The organism is Kordiimonas aestuarii (assembly GCF_025574465.1).
Classification (GTDB): domain Bacteria; phylum Pseudomonadota; class Alphaproteobacteria; order Sphingomonadales; family Kordiimonadaceae; genus Kordiimonas; species Kordiimonas aestuarii.
This window is the reverse complement of the sequence record NZ_JAOBPP010000019.1, coordinates 52,555-68,338: the sequence shown is the minus strand read 5'-3', so window position 1 is coordinate 68,338 and position 15,784 is coordinate 52,555. Positions and strand designations below refer to the sequence as shown.

At 58.1% G+C, this 15,784-nt stretch carries 14 protein-coding genes; 6 read left to right on the top strand and 8 right to left on the bottom strand.

Annotated elements, in window-relative coordinates; all coding sequences use genetic code 11:
- Window positions 1-6: 6 nt before the first annotated feature.
- From OEU85_RS07715 to OEU85_RS07705, 3 genes are all read right to left on the bottom strand, one after another.
- Window positions 7-492, bottom strand: a complete 486-nt coding sequence (locus tag OEU85_RS07715; protein WP_262690895.1) for a chemotaxis protein CheW — start codon at window positions 490-492, stop codon at window positions 7-9.
- Window positions 489-3,575, bottom strand: a complete 3,087-nt coding sequence (locus tag OEU85_RS07710; protein WP_262690894.1) for a hybrid sensor histidine kinase/response regulator — start codon at window positions 3,573-3,575, stop codon at window positions 489-491. Before OEU85_RS07710 ends, OEU85_RS07715 begins: the two co-directional genes overlap by 4 nt.
- A 132-nt stretch (window positions 3,576-3,707) precedes the next feature.
- Complete coding sequence (locus tag OEU85_RS07705; RefSeq protein WP_262690893.1) at window positions 3,708-4,343, bottom strand: histidine phosphotransferase family protein; 636 nt, start codon at window positions 4,341-4,343, stop codon at window positions 3,708-3,710.
- A 149-nt stretch (window positions 4,344-4,492) separates the two neighbouring features.
- Between OEU85_RS07705 and cysQ the strand changes: the two genes are divergently transcribed.
- Together cysQ and OEU85_RS07695 are read left to right on the top strand one after the other, a co-directional pair.
- Complete coding sequence (gene cysQ / locus OEU85_RS07700) at window positions 4,493-5,308, top strand: 3'(2'),5'-bisphosphate nucleotidase CysQ (RefSeq protein WP_262690892.1); 816 nt, start codon at window positions 4,493-4,495, stop codon at window positions 5,306-5,308.
- 338 nt (window positions 5,309-5,646) lie between these two features.
- Entirely contained in the window at window positions 5,647-7,458 is a 1,812-nt protein-coding gene (locus OEU85_RS07695; RefSeq protein ID WP_262690891.1) for a hypothetical protein, read from the top strand.
- A gap of 63 nt (window positions 7,459-7,521) precedes the next feature.
- Here OEU85_RS07695 and OEU85_RS07690 read toward each other — a convergent pair whose 3' ends face one another.
- Window positions 7,522-7,986 carry an SRPBCC family protein gene (locus OEU85_RS07690; RefSeq protein WP_262690890.1) on the bottom strand — a complete coding sequence of 155 codons (465 nt, stop codon included), beginning with the start codon at window positions 7,984-7,986 and terminating at the stop codon, window positions 7,522-7,524.
- Between the two features lie 127 nt (window positions 7,987-8,113).
- On the opposite strand from OEU85_RS07690, the gene OEU85_RS07685 reads away from it, so the two are divergent.
- Window positions 8,114-8,707, top strand: a complete 594-nt coding sequence (locus OEU85_RS07685; protein ID WP_262690889.1) for a TetR/AcrR family transcriptional regulator — start codon at window positions 8,114-8,116, stop codon at window positions 8,705-8,707.
- Between the two features lie 10 nt (window positions 8,708-8,717).
- Here OEU85_RS07685 and OEU85_RS07680 read toward each other — a convergent pair whose 3' ends face one another.
- Window positions 8,718-9,905: a sialidase family protein gene (locus tag OEU85_RS07680; protein ID WP_262690888.1), complete on the bottom strand. Its 1,188-nt coding sequence runs from the start codon at window positions 9,903-9,905 to the stop codon at window positions 8,718-8,720.
- A 138-nt stretch (window positions 9,906-10,043) separates the two neighbouring features.
- Between OEU85_RS07680 and OEU85_RS07675 the strand changes: the two genes are divergently transcribed.
- From OEU85_RS07675 to OEU85_RS07665, 3 genes are all read left to right on the top strand, one after another.
- Window positions 10,044-10,619, top strand: coding sequence for an NnrU family protein (locus tag OEU85_RS07675; RefSeq protein WP_262690887.1), 576 nt, complete (start codon window positions 10,044-10,046; stop codon window positions 10,617-10,619).
- Between the two features lie 6 nt (window positions 10,620-10,625).
- Complete coding sequence (locus OEU85_RS07670) at window positions 10,626-11,384, top strand: substrate-binding periplasmic protein (protein WP_262690886.1); 759 nt, start codon at window positions 10,626-10,628, stop codon at window positions 11,382-11,384.
- A gap of 224 nt (window positions 11,385-11,608) precedes the next feature.
- Entirely contained in the window at window positions 11,609-13,066 is a 1,458-nt protein-coding gene (locus OEU85_RS07665) for a flavin-containing monooxygenase (RefSeq protein WP_262690885.1), read from the top strand.
- 78 nt (window positions 13,067-13,144) lie between these two features.
- On the opposite strand, the gene OEU85_RS07660 is transcribed toward OEU85_RS07665, so the two are convergent.
- The 3 genes from OEU85_RS07660 to OEU85_RS07650 are packed head-to-tail and all read right to left on the bottom strand — an operon-like array spanning window position 13,145 to window position 15,759.
- Window positions 13,145-13,483, bottom strand: coding sequence for a hypothetical protein (locus OEU85_RS07660; protein WP_262690884.1), 339 nt, complete (start codon window positions 13,481-13,483; stop codon window positions 13,145-13,147).
- A gap of 10 nt (window positions 13,484-13,493) precedes the next feature.
- Window positions 13,494-14,849, bottom strand: coding sequence for a Tol-Pal system beta propeller repeat protein TolB (gene tolB, locus OEU85_RS07655; RefSeq protein WP_262690883.1), 1,356 nt, complete (start codon window positions 14,847-14,849; stop codon window positions 13,494-13,496).
- A gap of 13 nt (window positions 14,850-14,862) precedes the next feature.
- Complete coding sequence (locus OEU85_RS07650; protein ID WP_262690882.1) at window positions 14,863-15,759, bottom strand: hypothetical protein; 897 nt, start codon at window positions 15,757-15,759, stop codon at window positions 14,863-14,865.
- Window positions 15,760-15,784 lie beyond the last annotated feature (25 nt).

Below are 15,784 nucleotides of genomic sequence, written 5' to 3'. Positions count from 1 at the left end.
ACCAGTTTACGCAGCTTTGCCATTGCTTTCAAAGGCAAGAAGGCGATCCACGTCCAAAATAGGCAGTAATTTATTTTCCAAGCGGTAAATCCCTCGGCTTACCTCGCGCCAGCGCGTGTCAAGCGTCACGGGGTTGCGTTCAAAATCGGCGTCGTCAAGCGAAAGTACCTCGCCCACTGTGTCGATCTGCAGGCTATATGGTTCGTCTTTGTGCTCAACCACTACAGACATGCTCTGCTTGCCTTTTTCAAGCGGCGGCAGGCCAAGCCGCTGGCGCAGGTCAATCGCGGTGACAATCTTGCCGCGCAAATTCAGCACACCCGAAACCCACGACGGCGCGAGCGGAATGCGCGTTATCTGTTGTGGGTTCAGCACGTCATGGACACTGAGCACGGGGATGCCGAGGGTTTGCCCCGCCAGCACCACGGTTACAAAATCCTGCGTGCCGGTTCTCACAAGGCTCAGATCGTCGCGGACAACAATATCGTTCATGCCGCATCTCCCTTAATTTTAAGCTGTTGCGCGAGGCTGCGAAGCAGGGTTTCCCTGTCGAATTTGGCTATGTAATCGTCAAAGCCCGCAGCGTGGCCCCGGTTTACATCCCGTTCGGTCGCAAGGGCGGACAGGGCGATCAAGGGTACATTCTCCCATTTACTGCCGTCGCGGATGGCCGCGGCAAAATCAAACCCGTTCATATCCGGCATCTCGATGTCGGAGATAACAAGATCGAACATATAGCCGTCTTCCATCAGCTTCAGGGCAGCCGCTGCGCTGGACACTGCCTTCACCTCATAGCCCGCGACACGAAGCACCGGCTTGAGCATGCTGCGGAAAAAGTCACTGTCGTCGATGAGAAGAAGCGAGGCTCCCTTGGTCGACACCGTGTCGTCCGCCACGTTGCGGGACCGCAACCAGTCTGCGAACGCAAGGTTCAGATAATAGGAGACATCAATCACCTCAGACGCCTTGCCGCTGATGATCGCGGACCCAACCACGCCCTGTTTGTCGGACGCCAGTTTGATGTTCAGCTCTTCCTCTACAATATCAAGGATATCATCAACCGCGAGGCCCATGGTGTATTCGCGGTCTGTGAACACAAGCACCGGCTGGCGGCCTTCCGTGCGCAGGTTCATGTCGGGGTGCGCCTTGATAAGCGGCATCAACGCACCACGATACTGCACCATATAGCGACCGTCGGACATCTCGATGGTGTTGACCTCGACCTCTTCAAGACGCGCGACAAGCGCCAACGGCACCGCTTTCGGGTTTTTGCCACCCGCGCGGAACAGAAGCATGCTTTCTTTTTCCTCGGCGGCGGCACGGCGCACTTGCGCGCGTTCATCCTCTTCCTCACGTTCATGGTCACCCACGCCGGAATTGGCTTTGGCCGCGATACCGTTCGGGTCCAGGATCATAATCACACTCCCATCCCCCAGAATGGTATTCCCGGAATAAATCTCAAGATCCTTGAGGATAGGCGCCATTGGCTTGACCACGATCTCCTCGGTGTCGAACACCTGATCCACCACAATACCGAAGGTGAAGGCACCAACCTGCGCGACAACAATGAAGTCATCCACATTTTCCCGGGCATCAATCTCGTCGCGGGACATGAAGCCCAGCACTTCATTAAGATACACCAACGGCAACAGCCGGTTCCGGAGCCTGAGGACCGGGGTATCCTTGATGGTTTCGATCTTGTGTTCGGAATTCTCGGACGCCCGCACCAGCTCGAGCACGCTGATCTGCGGGATGGCATAACGCTCGTCTTGCGCCTTGACAATCAGCCCCGCAACAATCGCCAGCGTCAGCGGAATCTTGATCTGGAAGGTTGAACCCTTGCCCTCGATCGAGACCATATCAATGGTGCCACCGATCTTCTCGATGTTGGAGCGCACAACGTCCATGCCCACACCACGGCCGGACACGCTGGTGACTTTTTCGGCGGTGGAAAAACCGGGGTGGAAAATGAATTTCTGGATCTGGCCATCCGACATGTCGGCCAGCTCAGCCTCGGACGCCAGTTTCTTCTCAAGAATCTTGCTCGACAGCTTGGATACGGAAATCCCGCGGCCATCGTCCTTGATCTCGATAATGATATGGCCGCCCTCGTGGTAGGCATTCAGCACAATGGTGCCGCCCTCGGGCTTGCCGACGGCCATACGCTCAGCCGGGGTCTCGATCCCGTGGTCGGCCGAATTCCTCACCATATGGGTCAGCGGGTCCTTGATCAGCTCAAGTACCTGGCGATCAAGCTCGGTATCCGCACCGCGCATATCCAGTTCGATTTTCTTGTCCAGTTCGACCGTCAGGTCACGAACGATACGCGGCAGTTTCGCCCATGCGTTGCCGATTGGCTGCATGCGCGTTTTCATCACATTTTCCTGCAACTCGGTCGTGCACTGGCTCAGACGCTGAAGCGGCACACCCAGCTCGGAATTGTCCATATTCCGGGTGATCTGCAGAAGCTGGTTCCGGGTCAGTACCAGCTCGGACACCATGTTCATCAGGTCCTCAAGCAAATCCACGCTCACCCGGATCGACTGAGAGGTGCGCTTCTGCTCTGAGGCGGGCGCCGAAGAAGCTGCCGCGCCACCTGCCGACGCGCCTGACGCAGTGCCAGCCTTGTTGGTCGGCGCTTTGGCAAGCGCCTTCGCGGCACTCACCACACCTTCACGTACCAGTTCAAAGCTCATCACCGCTTCATCGGCAACATCGCTGTCAACCTGGCATTCCACCAGCACGTCCTTGATCAACGTGATCAGTGTGTCAAAATGCTGGTCGTTGAACCCGGACACGGTCACGATCTGGCGGGCAACATTATCCGCTGCGTCGATGTCATCCTTGAAGATGGCCATCATCAGGCCCATGAACTGGCCTTTGCGCAGGTCGGCCGCGGTGCCGGCAAAAAACTTGGAAAGCTCGCTATCGCCACCAAGGCGCTGCGAGATCAGATGCGCGGCAACGGCAAGTGTGTCCTCACCGCCTACCCTGTCAAAGAGGGAACCACCGGCAGCACCGCCGCCCGACGACGCAGGCGCGGGGGCTTCCGCAGCCATTTCCTCTGGGCCGGGGGCGTTGGCGAACGCGGCCTCAAGCTCCTCAAGCGACACTTCCCCAGCCTTGAGAGGCCGACCAAGCGTGGGTTCCACGATCTCGCCTTCAACTGTATCGGGCTCGGGGTCGGGGGCTGCCTCGGCGCCTTCCGCAATGGCGTCGAGACGCGCGATCAGGTCGCTATCGTCCCCTTCGGGTTCTTCTTCCGTAGCCTCAAGGCCGGCAAGGATTTCCTTGATCCGGTCAAGGCTTTCCAGAATAACCGTCACCGCATGCTCGGACACCTGCAGTTCGCCGTCCCGGAACTTGCCCAGCACATTCTCGGACGCGTGCGCCACAGATTCCAGTCTTGGCAGGCCAAGGAAGCCGCATGTGCCCTTGATGGTGTGCACAAGCCGGAAGATGTTATCCAGCACTTCCTTGTTGTTTGGGTCCTGCTCCAGCTTCACAAGCTCGACGTCTACGACATCAATGCTTTCACCGGTTTCGGTCAAAAATTCGTTTAACAGATCGTCCATATGTCAGTCATCCCCGCGGATAGGGTGGGTGCGTGGGCGGAGTGTGCCCCGAATATACTCCGGTTCGCAACTTGCACCTTGGCCAAAAAGAGTTAAAAACGTGTAAAACTATTTGATCAGGCACCAGAATTCTCACGTTATCGGCAATTTCGCCACCAATTCGACGGTCTTGTCGTCGATCTCGGCGACGGTGGTGTTGCCTCCGGCTTCGGTGGCAACAGCATGGGCCAGATAGGCTGGCGCCGCACGCGGTTCAAGGTCATCTTCGTCAAGCTTGCCCGCAAGCGCGGCCTTTACCTCATCTTGCATGATCACCCGTTCACCTTCGCCGCGCACGCGGATCACACTCATGCCATCATTATCGGCCACGGTGACCGTTATCATCCCACCGCGGATCATCGATTCCGCGACAAGGAGCGCCAAATTGAGCAACACCTTGACCTGGTTTTTCGATACACTGATCGACGGTACCCGCCAGTCAAGGCTCACCCGGCTGCCGTCGAGGATGGCGCCGATGGCCTTTTCGCACTCGCGCACATCAAGCTGGGCGGAAAAGCCGCCAGCGGCGCCAAAAGCCAGCCTGAAAAACTGGAGCTTATTGCTGGTTTGCCGGGTCGATTTTTCGATCAGGTCAACCACGGCGGCCCGCATCGACGGGTCTTTCTCGTCAGCAAGGATTTCTAGCCCGTTATTGATGGCGCCTACCGGGCTGACCAGATCGTGGCACAACCGCGAGCACAAGAGCGCCGCGAAATCCAGTTTTGACATAAAATGCCCCTTCCCTCAGTCACCCAAAACCGGCCTCGCACGGCAATTAGCCCTTGCGATTTCCGGCCATCCTGTCAGAACCATAGCCAAGCTTGGCGACAGCGCCAAGGACTGATGCACGCATTATTCAAAATTGTTGAGGTTTTCCAATGTCATTAAAACTTGAAGCCCTTGTTACCCCGCTCCTTGAAACCGTCATCAAAGCCGGTGACGTGGTGATGGAGGTTTATAACTCAGACTTCGAGGTTTTTAGCAAGGCGGACCAGTCCCCGGTGACCGAGGCCGACCGTCGCGGCGAAGCCGTGATCGAAAAGGCGCTTGAACTGATCACCCCCGACATTCCGATCGTGGGAGAGGAAGCCAAGTCCGAGGGCAAATGCCCCGACATCTCAGGCGGCACCTTCTGGCTGGTTGACCCGCTGGACGGCACCAAGGAATTCATCAAAAAAGGCACCGACTTCACCGTCAATATCGGCCTGATCAAGGATGGCGTGCCCATCATGGGCGTGGTCTACGCACCCGCCATGAACAAGCTTTACTGGGGCATCAAGGATGACGGTGCCTGGACCGGCGAGGTGGTGGACGGCAAAGCCGACAACATCACGCCCATCAAGGCCCGCAAGGCCGACCCCGACAAACTGGTTATCGTGGCATCGAAGTCCCACCGTTCGGCGGAGCTGGAAGACTATCTGGCCCATTTCCCGGGCGCGGAGAATGTCTCCATCGGCTCCAGCCTCAAGCTGTGCCTGCTTGCTACTGGCGAAGCAGACCTGTACCCCCGCCTTGGCCCCACCTGCGAGTGGGACACCGCCGCGGCCCACGCCGTCTTGCTGGCTGCGGGCGGCAGTGTGGAGGTCGCGGGCGGCAAACCACTGGCCTACGCCAAAGACCTCAAGACCTTCCTCAACCCTTGGTTCCTGTGCCGCGCGGACACCAAGTTCGACGTCCCCGCGCTGGAAAAATAGCCCCGGCGTTCTTACCCAAAGCCCCGACATTGACCACCAGCCCCGCGTCCACGCGGGGTTGTTGGTACCGGTTGCCATAACAATTTATCAAGATTGCATTAATGCATCTTTATGTAGTATGATGGCTCTCGCGAAACATCGGGGGGTTCCGTTTGCTGGCTGATAGGGCAGCCACATCCAGCACCAGAGAGAAACGTGACCTGCATGCCCACGCACTATGCCGTGACCTGTAGGATTCCCACGCTACGTCGCATCGACCGCGTACCATCGCCATACCTGCACGGGTTGGCGGTGACAGTGTTCTATTGCAACAATTCTCGAACGTGCAGGAGAAGAAAATGACTGTCAAAATCACCCGTCTGCTCCCCCGGTTTGCCGCCGCGGGCATGGCCGCCGCACTTGCGGCCACAACCTTCACAACCGAAACTCGGGCGCAAACCTATTTCCCAAGCGATGTCGACACCAGCAAATGCAGCCTGTCTTCCAGCGAATTTGAGACCTGGATCAAACTGCAACTGCCCGGCGTGCCGGGCAAGGTTGGTCCGGTTTATGACAAAACCAGCGGCATGGCCTATATCTTCCCACCCGACGGCCCCAGCTTCAAAAGCGATAATGGCGGTGACCCGGACGACTGCGACTTCTATAAATGGGGCGCGCAGATGTTCCTGTGGCTGACATCCACCATTGATGACGGCAGTTCCATCCCCGCGAATCCCACCTTCCCGGACACCCTGCCCTATGTGTTCAACAGCGAATTTTTCTATCGCCTGTCATCAGACCATACACAGCTTCTGGCCCAGGGCGCCTTTGGCGACGCCAACAGCAAAAACCTGGCTGTCTCACTGCGCACAGCAAAAAGCGATGAAGACGAAAGCATCGGACAGGCTGGTGGCTCGGGCGTATTGCTCACACAGGCTCCCACCCCGGCACAGTCGTCACTCACCTACTACGGCGTGCATGTAAACCGCGTTTACGGCTATTTCACCCACATCAACAAGTCGGCCGCGACACCGGAAATGGATTTCCCGACCACCGGCACGGAGGTCTGCAGCGACGTCAATTATGCGATGAACAATGGCTACGCCGAGGACACCGCCGTCGCCAAACTTCTCTATGGGCTGTATTGCACGCAGTTGCAGGCCGAGGCCTCCGGCGGCGCGGCGATGAAACAGGCCAAACAGGTCAAAAAAGATATGAAGTCCGCGGGCGTCAAGTCCGCCAGCGCCTTCACCATCCCCGAGCTTGAACCGGCAGTGGACTATCTTTCCATGTCGGTTGAGCTGAAAACATCATGGGTGGATGCCTCGAGCGTGGCAAACAAGGATGATTATATCCTGCAAAGCCTTTATGTACCGACCTACGACAAATCGAACCCCAACCACTGGCTGATGACCGGGTCGGAACAGCGGGAGCTGGCGCTCGTGGGCATGCATATCGTGGGCACCGTGGAAGGCCACCCTGAAATGGTTTGGGCGACGATCGAGCATGAAAGCAACGCACCCAACAGCACCTATTATTACATGGATCAGAACGGCACTATAAAAACCGTGTCCGGCCCGCAGGCTGGCTCGTCGTGGCTGTACTCAAACGGCACGGTCGTAGACGCCATCACCCTGCACGCCCGCGGCTGTGACGGCTATCAGCCACCAACCAGCTGCACCAACACCACCGACATCGTCAGCGTGGGCGACAATGAGGTTATCGGCCCGAACGGCAATGACCCCATCGAGGCGTCAAACGTCACACGCCTGCACCCCTGGGGTAACAAGCAAAGCAGCACCGACAGCTTTGCTGTCTCGCAAAACACGCAGATTATCTCGTTGAACCGCGACGTGATCTCAAATGTGAAGGGCATGCTGGCAGGTGACCCGCGCCAGCACTATTTTGTCAGCGGTGCTGTCTGGACCAGCAATGGCAGTATCCCGCATCTTGGCAAAAAGAACCCGGACAGCGGCGATGACTATGAATATAACACCGGCTCAAAACTGCTGGCCAACACCACAATGGAAACCTTCCATCAGGACTTTGGCTGTTTCGCCTGCCACTATAGCGACAGCGCAACCGACGGTCTTGGTGTAAGCCATATCTACAGCGGTATCTCGAAGGATATCCCCAAGATTCCAACGACCACACCGAAGAAGAAAAAATAGGCGGAACACCGTGCCTCCGGGCACTGTACCGGTCACACAGGCGGCTTACGGGCCGCCTGTTTTTTATGTATCCGCCGTGTCGTAAAGCTTGCGGATGGCTTCCGCCTCCAGGGTACGTTTCATGATCTCGACGCCGCGTTCCATATTGCCCTCGATATAGTTCCTGAGGTCCGCGGGCAGGAAATCGCACGTCCACACGAGGTCGCACCCGCTGATATCCTCAAACACCTGCATGCTTGCCAGATGGTGTGTTGTCTCACCGCCGCGCGCGCCATAGGTCAGGCGCATCGCCGTATCATCAATGCTGATTATACGCTCCCGCAATCGTACGCCATTTGCAAAAGTGATGGTGCGGTATTCCCCGTCCGCCGCTGTTTCTGCCTCGACATCCGTGACAAAGCCGGGCGTCAAGCGTTCATGCACCTTGTACACATCCCGGATCGCAGACCACACCAGCGAGGCTGGCGCATCCATATAGGTGCGGATGGTGCATGTTTCGGCCAATACCGGCATTGATAGAAATGCCATGACAAACCCTCCTGGAAAGAGCCGTTTCAAAAGCAGGGCATTGTTATTTTCGCCGCCCCACGTTATTTTGTACCAATTAGAACATTATTCACATGATGACAATAATTATTTACCAAGTGGAACAGAAATGAAGGCACAACGCGGCAGGCCCCGGACGTTTAATCCTGACGAAGCGGTAAATTCCGCGCAGGCTGTCTTCTGGCAACACGGCTATGATGCCACCTCGCTGAACCAACTGGCGGAAGCGGTTGGCCTGCATAAGCCCAGCTTATATGCCGCATTCGGGGACAAGAAGGCCTTGTACCTGAAGGCGTATGACGCCTATGTCGCCCAGGCAACAGCCCCCCTCAAGAAAGCGCTGACCGCACCAAAACTTCGCGACGCCCTGACCGCCTTTTTCAATGCCGGGATGGACCTGTTCATGGCTGATGGCGGCAGGGGCTGTTTCATGCTGACCACCGCCGTACCGATCGCCAGCATGATGGATGAGGTGGCGGAACGGATTAAGGAAACGCGCGCAACACTTGCCAATGCGCTCCGCGTGCGCCTCAAGACCGCGCAGGACGCGGGCGAGATAAAGGCGGAGCAAGACCTCTGGCCGCTTGTCTCCCTGCTCTCCTCCACCCACATCGCCATCGCCGTCCGCGCCCGCTCGGGTGAAAGCCGGGAAAGCCTTCAGGCTACAACCAAAGCTGCGGTCGATATGGTGTGCGGGAGTTGACCAGCGGCAGTTAGTCGCTCACCACCTTACGCCACGGTATCCTCGTCACCTCGACATCTTCCTTGTTGGTCGCGTAGGCGACATAGAGCCAGCCATTCGCCACCGTGCTTTTGGGGTAGCTGTAGCTGGGGCGTTTGTATTTGCCGGCATGCCGCATCGGTTGCATGTCCGGCCCGCCTGCGCGCAACAGGAAAGCCCGGTCGAAGCGCCGGCCGTCGGAACTCAAACTCAGCACCAGCGGGAAGCGAGCCTTGTGGCTGTTGGGGTTACTGGCGCGGAAGACAGTCCCGTCCGGCAGAGTGCCTGCGCTTTGCTTGGTGCTTGCATCCGGGAAAGGGCTGAGCGCGGGGCGTGACCATGTCGCGCCCCTGTCGTGGCTGATGGACGCCAGTGTCTTGAAGCTGCTGGCCTGGTCGCGGAAGATCATCACCACCGCGCCGTCCGGCCGTTCATAAAGGCTGGGCTCCAGCTCCCGGCTTACCGGGCCGTCTGAGGGCAGGTTCTCCATCTTTCCCGGTGTCCAGCCGCTTATGGCAAGCGGTTGATCGGTATAATAGGGCGTGGCGACAAGCCCCGGTGAGGCATGGAACGCGCCGATGATGCGGCCCCCCGTCACCAGATGCGGGTCCTGCTCTATCACACCTTTCACTGGCGCCCCGTCCGTGCCCAATGCACGCGCTGGCTCGCTCCAGACCTCGCCGTCTGTGCTCAGGCGGTATTCGGTGTAGCCTTCACGGATGCCGCTTTCCCAACCGGGCCAGACATTGATGAAGGCAACAAGGGTTGCTCCGTCTGTCCACCATCCGCCACTGGTCACCAGCGTGCCAGGCCGGGCCGGTGCCAGCACCTTGGGACCGGGCCAATGGCTTGGGTCGGTGGTGGCGCTCAATATCACCTGGGTGTCCGGCGCGTCCTCATCCCGCATGGATGATTGCCACATAACATACAGCCGCCCCTTGAACTGAATGGGCACTGCACCGTGGTTATAGTGGTTCTCCCCCTCCCTTGGGGCAAACACGGTGAAGGTCTCTGCCCCCGGCGCGGCGGCAAGACCGAGTGTGTCGGGCTGGCTTTCGTCAAACAGACCCGGCGCGATGGTCAGGAGCGGCTCGTCCGCGCAGGCGAGCATGGATTTTGCCGCCCCTGTCAACAAGGCCAGCGCAACCATGATACCTGCCCTGAGCTGCCGCGCTGCCATGATCCCTCACCATAAAGTTTCCTCACCGTCATATTCGGGAAAAAGCACCCGCAGCGCAAGCGATGGAATCGCACACTTTCCCCTGCACCCTAAAGGGGTTATGCTGCCCACAAGCCAATATTGCGGGGAGGCACTGTCATGGCCATACTCTTTCTGGGGCTCGCCCTTTTTATCCTTGTCCACCTGATTCCGGTTTATCTCACCGGGCTTAAGGGGGCTATCGTCGGCAAGGTCGGGCGCACCGCCTATCGCGGGTTGTTTTCGCTTGTCATCATCGGCTCAATATACGTCATATACCTTGGCTGGACTTCCACTGATGTCGCCATGGTCTACTCACCGCCCACATGGGCCTTCCACGCCACGCCCATCTTTGTGCTCATTGGTTTCGTCCTGTTTTTTGCCAGCCAGGCGCCCACGAACATCCGCCGCATGGTGCGGCACCCGCAGTTGACCGGTGTCACCTTCTGGGCCGTGGGCCACCTGCTTGCCAACGGTGAAAACCGCTCTGTGCTTTTGTTTGGCGCTTTGCTCGTCTGGGCCGTTGTTGCCGCCGTGGGCAGCAACCGGCGTGACGGCGCCTGGGTGAAGCCCGAGAAGCAGGCGTTTTATAAGGATATTGTGACGGTCCTCATTGGGGTGGTCGCCTTTGTCGGCTTTGCCGCTATCCATGAATGGCTGATCGGGGTGAACCCGATGCCGTATGTTGCCGGGTAACACTTCATGAAAGCATGTCGCTGGCTCTATTCCCTTGTCGCGCTGGTCGCAACCGGTGCGGCCGCGGCGGATGAGGGCACCAGCCTGACATTGCTGACCGAGGAAAACCCGCCCTATAACTTTGTGGGTGCAAAGACCGGTGAAATTGAGGGCAGCGCGGTTGAGATTGTTGCCGCCCTGATGGCGGGGGCCGATATCTCCTACAGCCTCAAGCTCCTGCCGTGGAACCGCGCGTTCCGCGAAACGGTGGCGAGCACCGACACCTGCCTGTTTGTGGTCAACCGTACGCCCGAGCGCGAAGACCTGTTCCAATGGGTGGGGCCTCTCATTGGCGGCGGCTGGGCCATCTACCGTCGCCCCGGTAGCACCATCAGGATTGAAAGCCTCGCAGACCTCAAGGGCCATACCATCGCCGGCAAGATGGGCAGCGCGTCGGTCGATACGCTGGAACGGGAAGCCGGGGTTGAGGTTGTCCGTACCGGCAAGGACGAAAGGGCCGCCCGTATGCTCTATCACGGCCGCGCGGACCTTTGGGTCTCCGGCGTGATTGACGCCCCCGCCGCCACCCGCGCCATCGGCCTGCCCCCGCCGGAGCTTGCGCTTTTGTGGAAGCCGGCGGATCTCAGCCTCGCCTGTAACATAAGCACCTCACCCGCGCTTATCGCGAAGCTGAACGCGGTGAACCGGACTCTTGATGAACTGCGTAAAAAAGCACTCGCTCAACACACGGCCGGGCTGGCTCTGCCGCGGAAAAAAAGACCGTAAAAACGGTAGGCGCGGCCTTGCACGAACTCCGCGCAAAGTCCGCACAAAACCCGCACATAATCGGGGCTTTTCCGCACAAAATTCGCGCAAAGCTCGCACAGATTTTGGGGTATTTACCAAGGATTCCGGCGCTTTTCCCGCGCCCTGGTTTGCCTTTTTCGTTTCCACCCACATTTTAATCTATACAATTAAAAATATCAATCGCGGGCATGGAAGGGGAAGACATGCTGCAACGGGACAAGTCGCCATCCATTGCCATTATCGGCGCCGGGCTTTCGGGCTTGTGCATGGCTATTCGCTTGAAAGAAAATGGCTTTTCCAACTTTACCATTTTCGAGAAAGCCGACGATGTCGGCGGCACCTGGCGTGAAAATACCTATCCCGGCGTCGCCTGTGACGTGCCAAGCCATCTGTACAGCTTTTCCTTCGCGCCCAAGCCGGACTGGAGCAAGGTTTTCTCCCCCGGTAACGAAATTCAGGATTATATTCAGTCAGTTACCAACAAATACGACCTTCGCCCCCACATCCGTTTTGGTGCCAAATTGACCCATGCAGAGTGGCTCGGCGGCGGATGGCAGCTTTCCTTTGGCAATGGTGACAAAATCCGCGCCGACTATTTCATCAGCGGCATGGGCGGCCTGCATATCCCGCGTTATCCAGATATTCCGGGTATGGAACGATATAAGGGAACCGCCTATCACACCGCAGCCTGGCACCATGGGCATGTCCTCGCGGGCAAGCGGGTTGCGGTGGTCGGCACCGCTGCCAGCGCCATCCAGCTCATCCCTGAAATTGCGGACAAGGTCGCCCACCTCGATGTTTACCAACGCACACCAAACTGGATTCTGCCCCGGCCTTTCATGGAATATTCAGACCGCATGAAACGGATATTCTCCCGCTTGCCGCTGTTGGAAAAACTGCACCGCTTGCAGATATACCTGATGTTTGAAATGCGCTTCCCGCTCTTCAGGCGCGATCGGTTTTTTGCCCGCCGCGCCACGACAATGTTCACTAAACATCTGGAAAAACAGGTAAAAGACGAAAGTCTGCAGGCCAAGCTGACGCCGGATTATCCCATCGGCTGCAAGCGCATTCTCGCCTCCGACGTCTATTTCCCCGCCCTGCAGCGGGACAATGTTGAACTGATCACCGACCCTATCACCAGCATGGACGAGAGCGGCATCACAGCGGGCGGCACGCACCGCGCGGTCGATACCGTCATCTATGCTACCGGCTTCAAACCGTGGGACCAGATGGAAGATGTCACCATCACCGGCAAGGACGGCCTTGACATGCGGTCCTATATGAAAGAGGGCATCCGCGCGCACCGCACCGTTGCCATGCCGGGTTTCCCCAATCATTTCATGCTGTTGGGGCCAAACAGCGGGCTTGGGCACAATAGCGTGATCCTCATGATCGAGGCGCAAGTGGGCTATATCGTCGATGCGCTCAGGCAAGCCCGCGCCGGTGGCGCCAAGGTGGTGGAAGCAAGAGCCGACGCCGCTGACGCTTACGATAAAAAATTACAGCACGACCTTGAAGGCACCGTCTGGGCCGGGCACTGCAAAAGCTGGTATCAGGGCGAGGACGGCCGCATTTATACGCTGTGGCCCTGGGGTACCCGGCGCTACATGCGCGAGATGAAACGGGTGAATCTCGCTGAATATGAGTTAACTGATTAAAATTTTATGCAAATTCAATAAGTTAGCAAAGCGTAGCATTCACTGAAGAAGGCCGCATTTCTGCGGCGCGGGCGCGCGTTACTTCACAAAGATATCAATATCGCCCCTCGCGTCTTCGGCTATGCCGCGAATGACCGGGTTTTCGTGCGCCGTACAAGCGTCCAGCACCGGCAGCACTTTCTCGAGGTCCAGCTTGCGTTCAAGCCGCGCCAGGTGCCCAAGGCACATGATGGCAACACGGGCGACATTCTCACGCGGGTCGTGCACGAAGCGCAGGCACTGATCCTGCACCCAGCGCCACTCTGTGTCTCCCTCCACGGCACCAAGCAGGCCGTAGACGATCTTTTCCTCATCGCCGGAGAGGAGCATCTCCCCGGCGGCGGTTTTGTCCAAGGGCTCGATCGCCTCGTACTGCACTGCGCCGCCCCTAGCGGGTGGTGACAGGCAGCGGCGGAGACCACGCCGGGTCGCTGGCATCAAACGGGGTTGGCACCTGCCGTTCGTTATAGCCCGTGAGGTCAACCGACCACAGGCTTGGCTTGCCGCCACTACCGTTGGAATTATATGGCGGCGTACGGAAGAACATCAGCACCCGGCCGTTTGGCGACCATGTTGGCCCTTCATCCTGATACGCGTCCGTGAGCAGGCGTTCGCCAGAGCCATCAGGGCGCATCACGCCAATACGGAACTTGCCGTCGCCGATTTTGGTGAAGGCGATGAGATCACCGCGCGGCGACCATACAGGCGTTGCGTAGCGGCCCTTGCCGAAGCTGATGCGGTGCACGTTGGAACCGTCGGAATCCATCACATAGAGTTGTTGGCTACCGCCCCGGTCAGAGTTGAAAACAATCTTGCGGCCATCGGGGGAATAGCTTGGTGACGTGTCAATGCCCGGATCATCCGTGAGCCGCACCTCGCGCCGTGTGCGCAGGTCCATGACGTAAACGTCCGAATTGCCGTCTTCCGCAAGGCTCATAACCACATTGTCGCCGTCTGGTGAGAAACGCGGTGAGAAGGTCATGTTGGGGAAGTCACCCAGCACCTCGAACTTGTTCGACAGGATGTTAAACAGATACACACGCGGGCGGTCGTTGAAATAGCTGAGGAAAGTGATTTCCTGCCGGTTTGGCGAGAAACGTGGTGTCAGCACCAGATAACTGCCATCGGTGAGGAACTGCTGGTTTGCGCCGTCCTGATCCATGATCGCGAGGCGTTTTTTGCGGTTCAGCGGCTCGCCCTGTTCCGCAATATATACGATGCGGGTGTCGAAATAGCCTTCTTCACCCGTCAGGCGGCTATAGATCCGGTCAGAGATCACATGCGCGGTGCGGCGCCAGTTGGAAACCGGTGTGGTATATCCCACGCCTTCCATCTGTGCCTCCGCCACCACATCCCAGAGGCGGAATTCAACCCGCAGGTTGCCATTTGGCAGCATTTCAAGCCGACCGGTCACCAGCGCCTGCACGCCAAGAGGGCGCCAAGCCGCAAAACGCGGGCGTGTGGGCGCGGCGGTGATTTTTTCGATGAAGGCATTCTGGTCGATTGAGCGGAAAAGCCCGGTGGAAACAAGGTTCGACGTGATTACCTGACTGATACTGGCACCAATGTCCGACAGCTTGCCCGTTGGCGTTTCAATGTCTTCAACAGGGGCGAATTCCGGCACGGCTATCGGCACCGGATTCACCGTACCCTGATTGATGTCTACGGTCAGTTGCGCCTGCACAGCACCCGAAAGCCCTGCAACAAACAATATAACCACTGCACATATGCGTCCAATCAACATGCCTATCCCTCGTTTATCCACCCATGAATGATTTCGGGTTGAAATTGAAAATTATCTCGTTTTCGCCCGTCTCGCGAATATAGTCGCTGGCTTCCGAGTATGGTGCGCAAAGCTGCACCGCGCGGCGGGCGCTTTCGGCAAACACACGGTAAAACGCACGGTCCGGGTCGTTCAGGTTGCCTGCATTCACATATTGCGGCTGGCCGATGATACTGCCGTCACTTGCGAGGCGCACACTAACATTCACCTGCATATTCTGCACCCCCTTGGCCCCGGCCGGGATGTTCCAGCAACGATACACCTTCTGTTGTAATGCCTGCATCAGGGTCGCTGTGGCGATTTTGCCCCGAAGCCCGGCGAACATATCCGTTTTTGGTTTCTCGGCCTTTGGCTCAGGTTTCTTTTCTTCCTGTTTTTTGTCATCAACCTTGGCCTTTTCCTGTTCCTCTTTCGCGGCCTTGTCGATCAGCGCGGCAATTCGGCTGGACTTCAGGCGCGAGGGCGCGTCAGGCTTGGACTGCGGCATGACTTGCGAGCGCAGTTCCATACGTTCGGTCACCTCAGGCTTGGGCTGCGGTTTGGGCTCGGGCTTTGGTGGCTCGGGCTTGCGTTTTGGTTTAGCTTCCGGCAGCGGCACCACCTCGGCTGGCGCAGTTGGCGCGGGTTCATCCTGCGCGTAATTCGGCTTCTGCTCCTCCACCGTTTTTTCCTGCTCAACCTCTTCAGGTTCAGGCTCGGGCGCCACAACCTTGTTCTGCTGCGCGATCTCAACAAAGTCGATAGAGATCGGCGGCGGCGGTGCCTTGCGTTCCTTGGCAAGGTGCGGCAGGCTGATAAGCGCCGCCAGCGCCACCCCGATATGCAGGGTGGCGGACATTACCCAGCCAAGCTTTCCACTGTTAAAACGCATGCCTTATATCACTCGTCAATTCTGG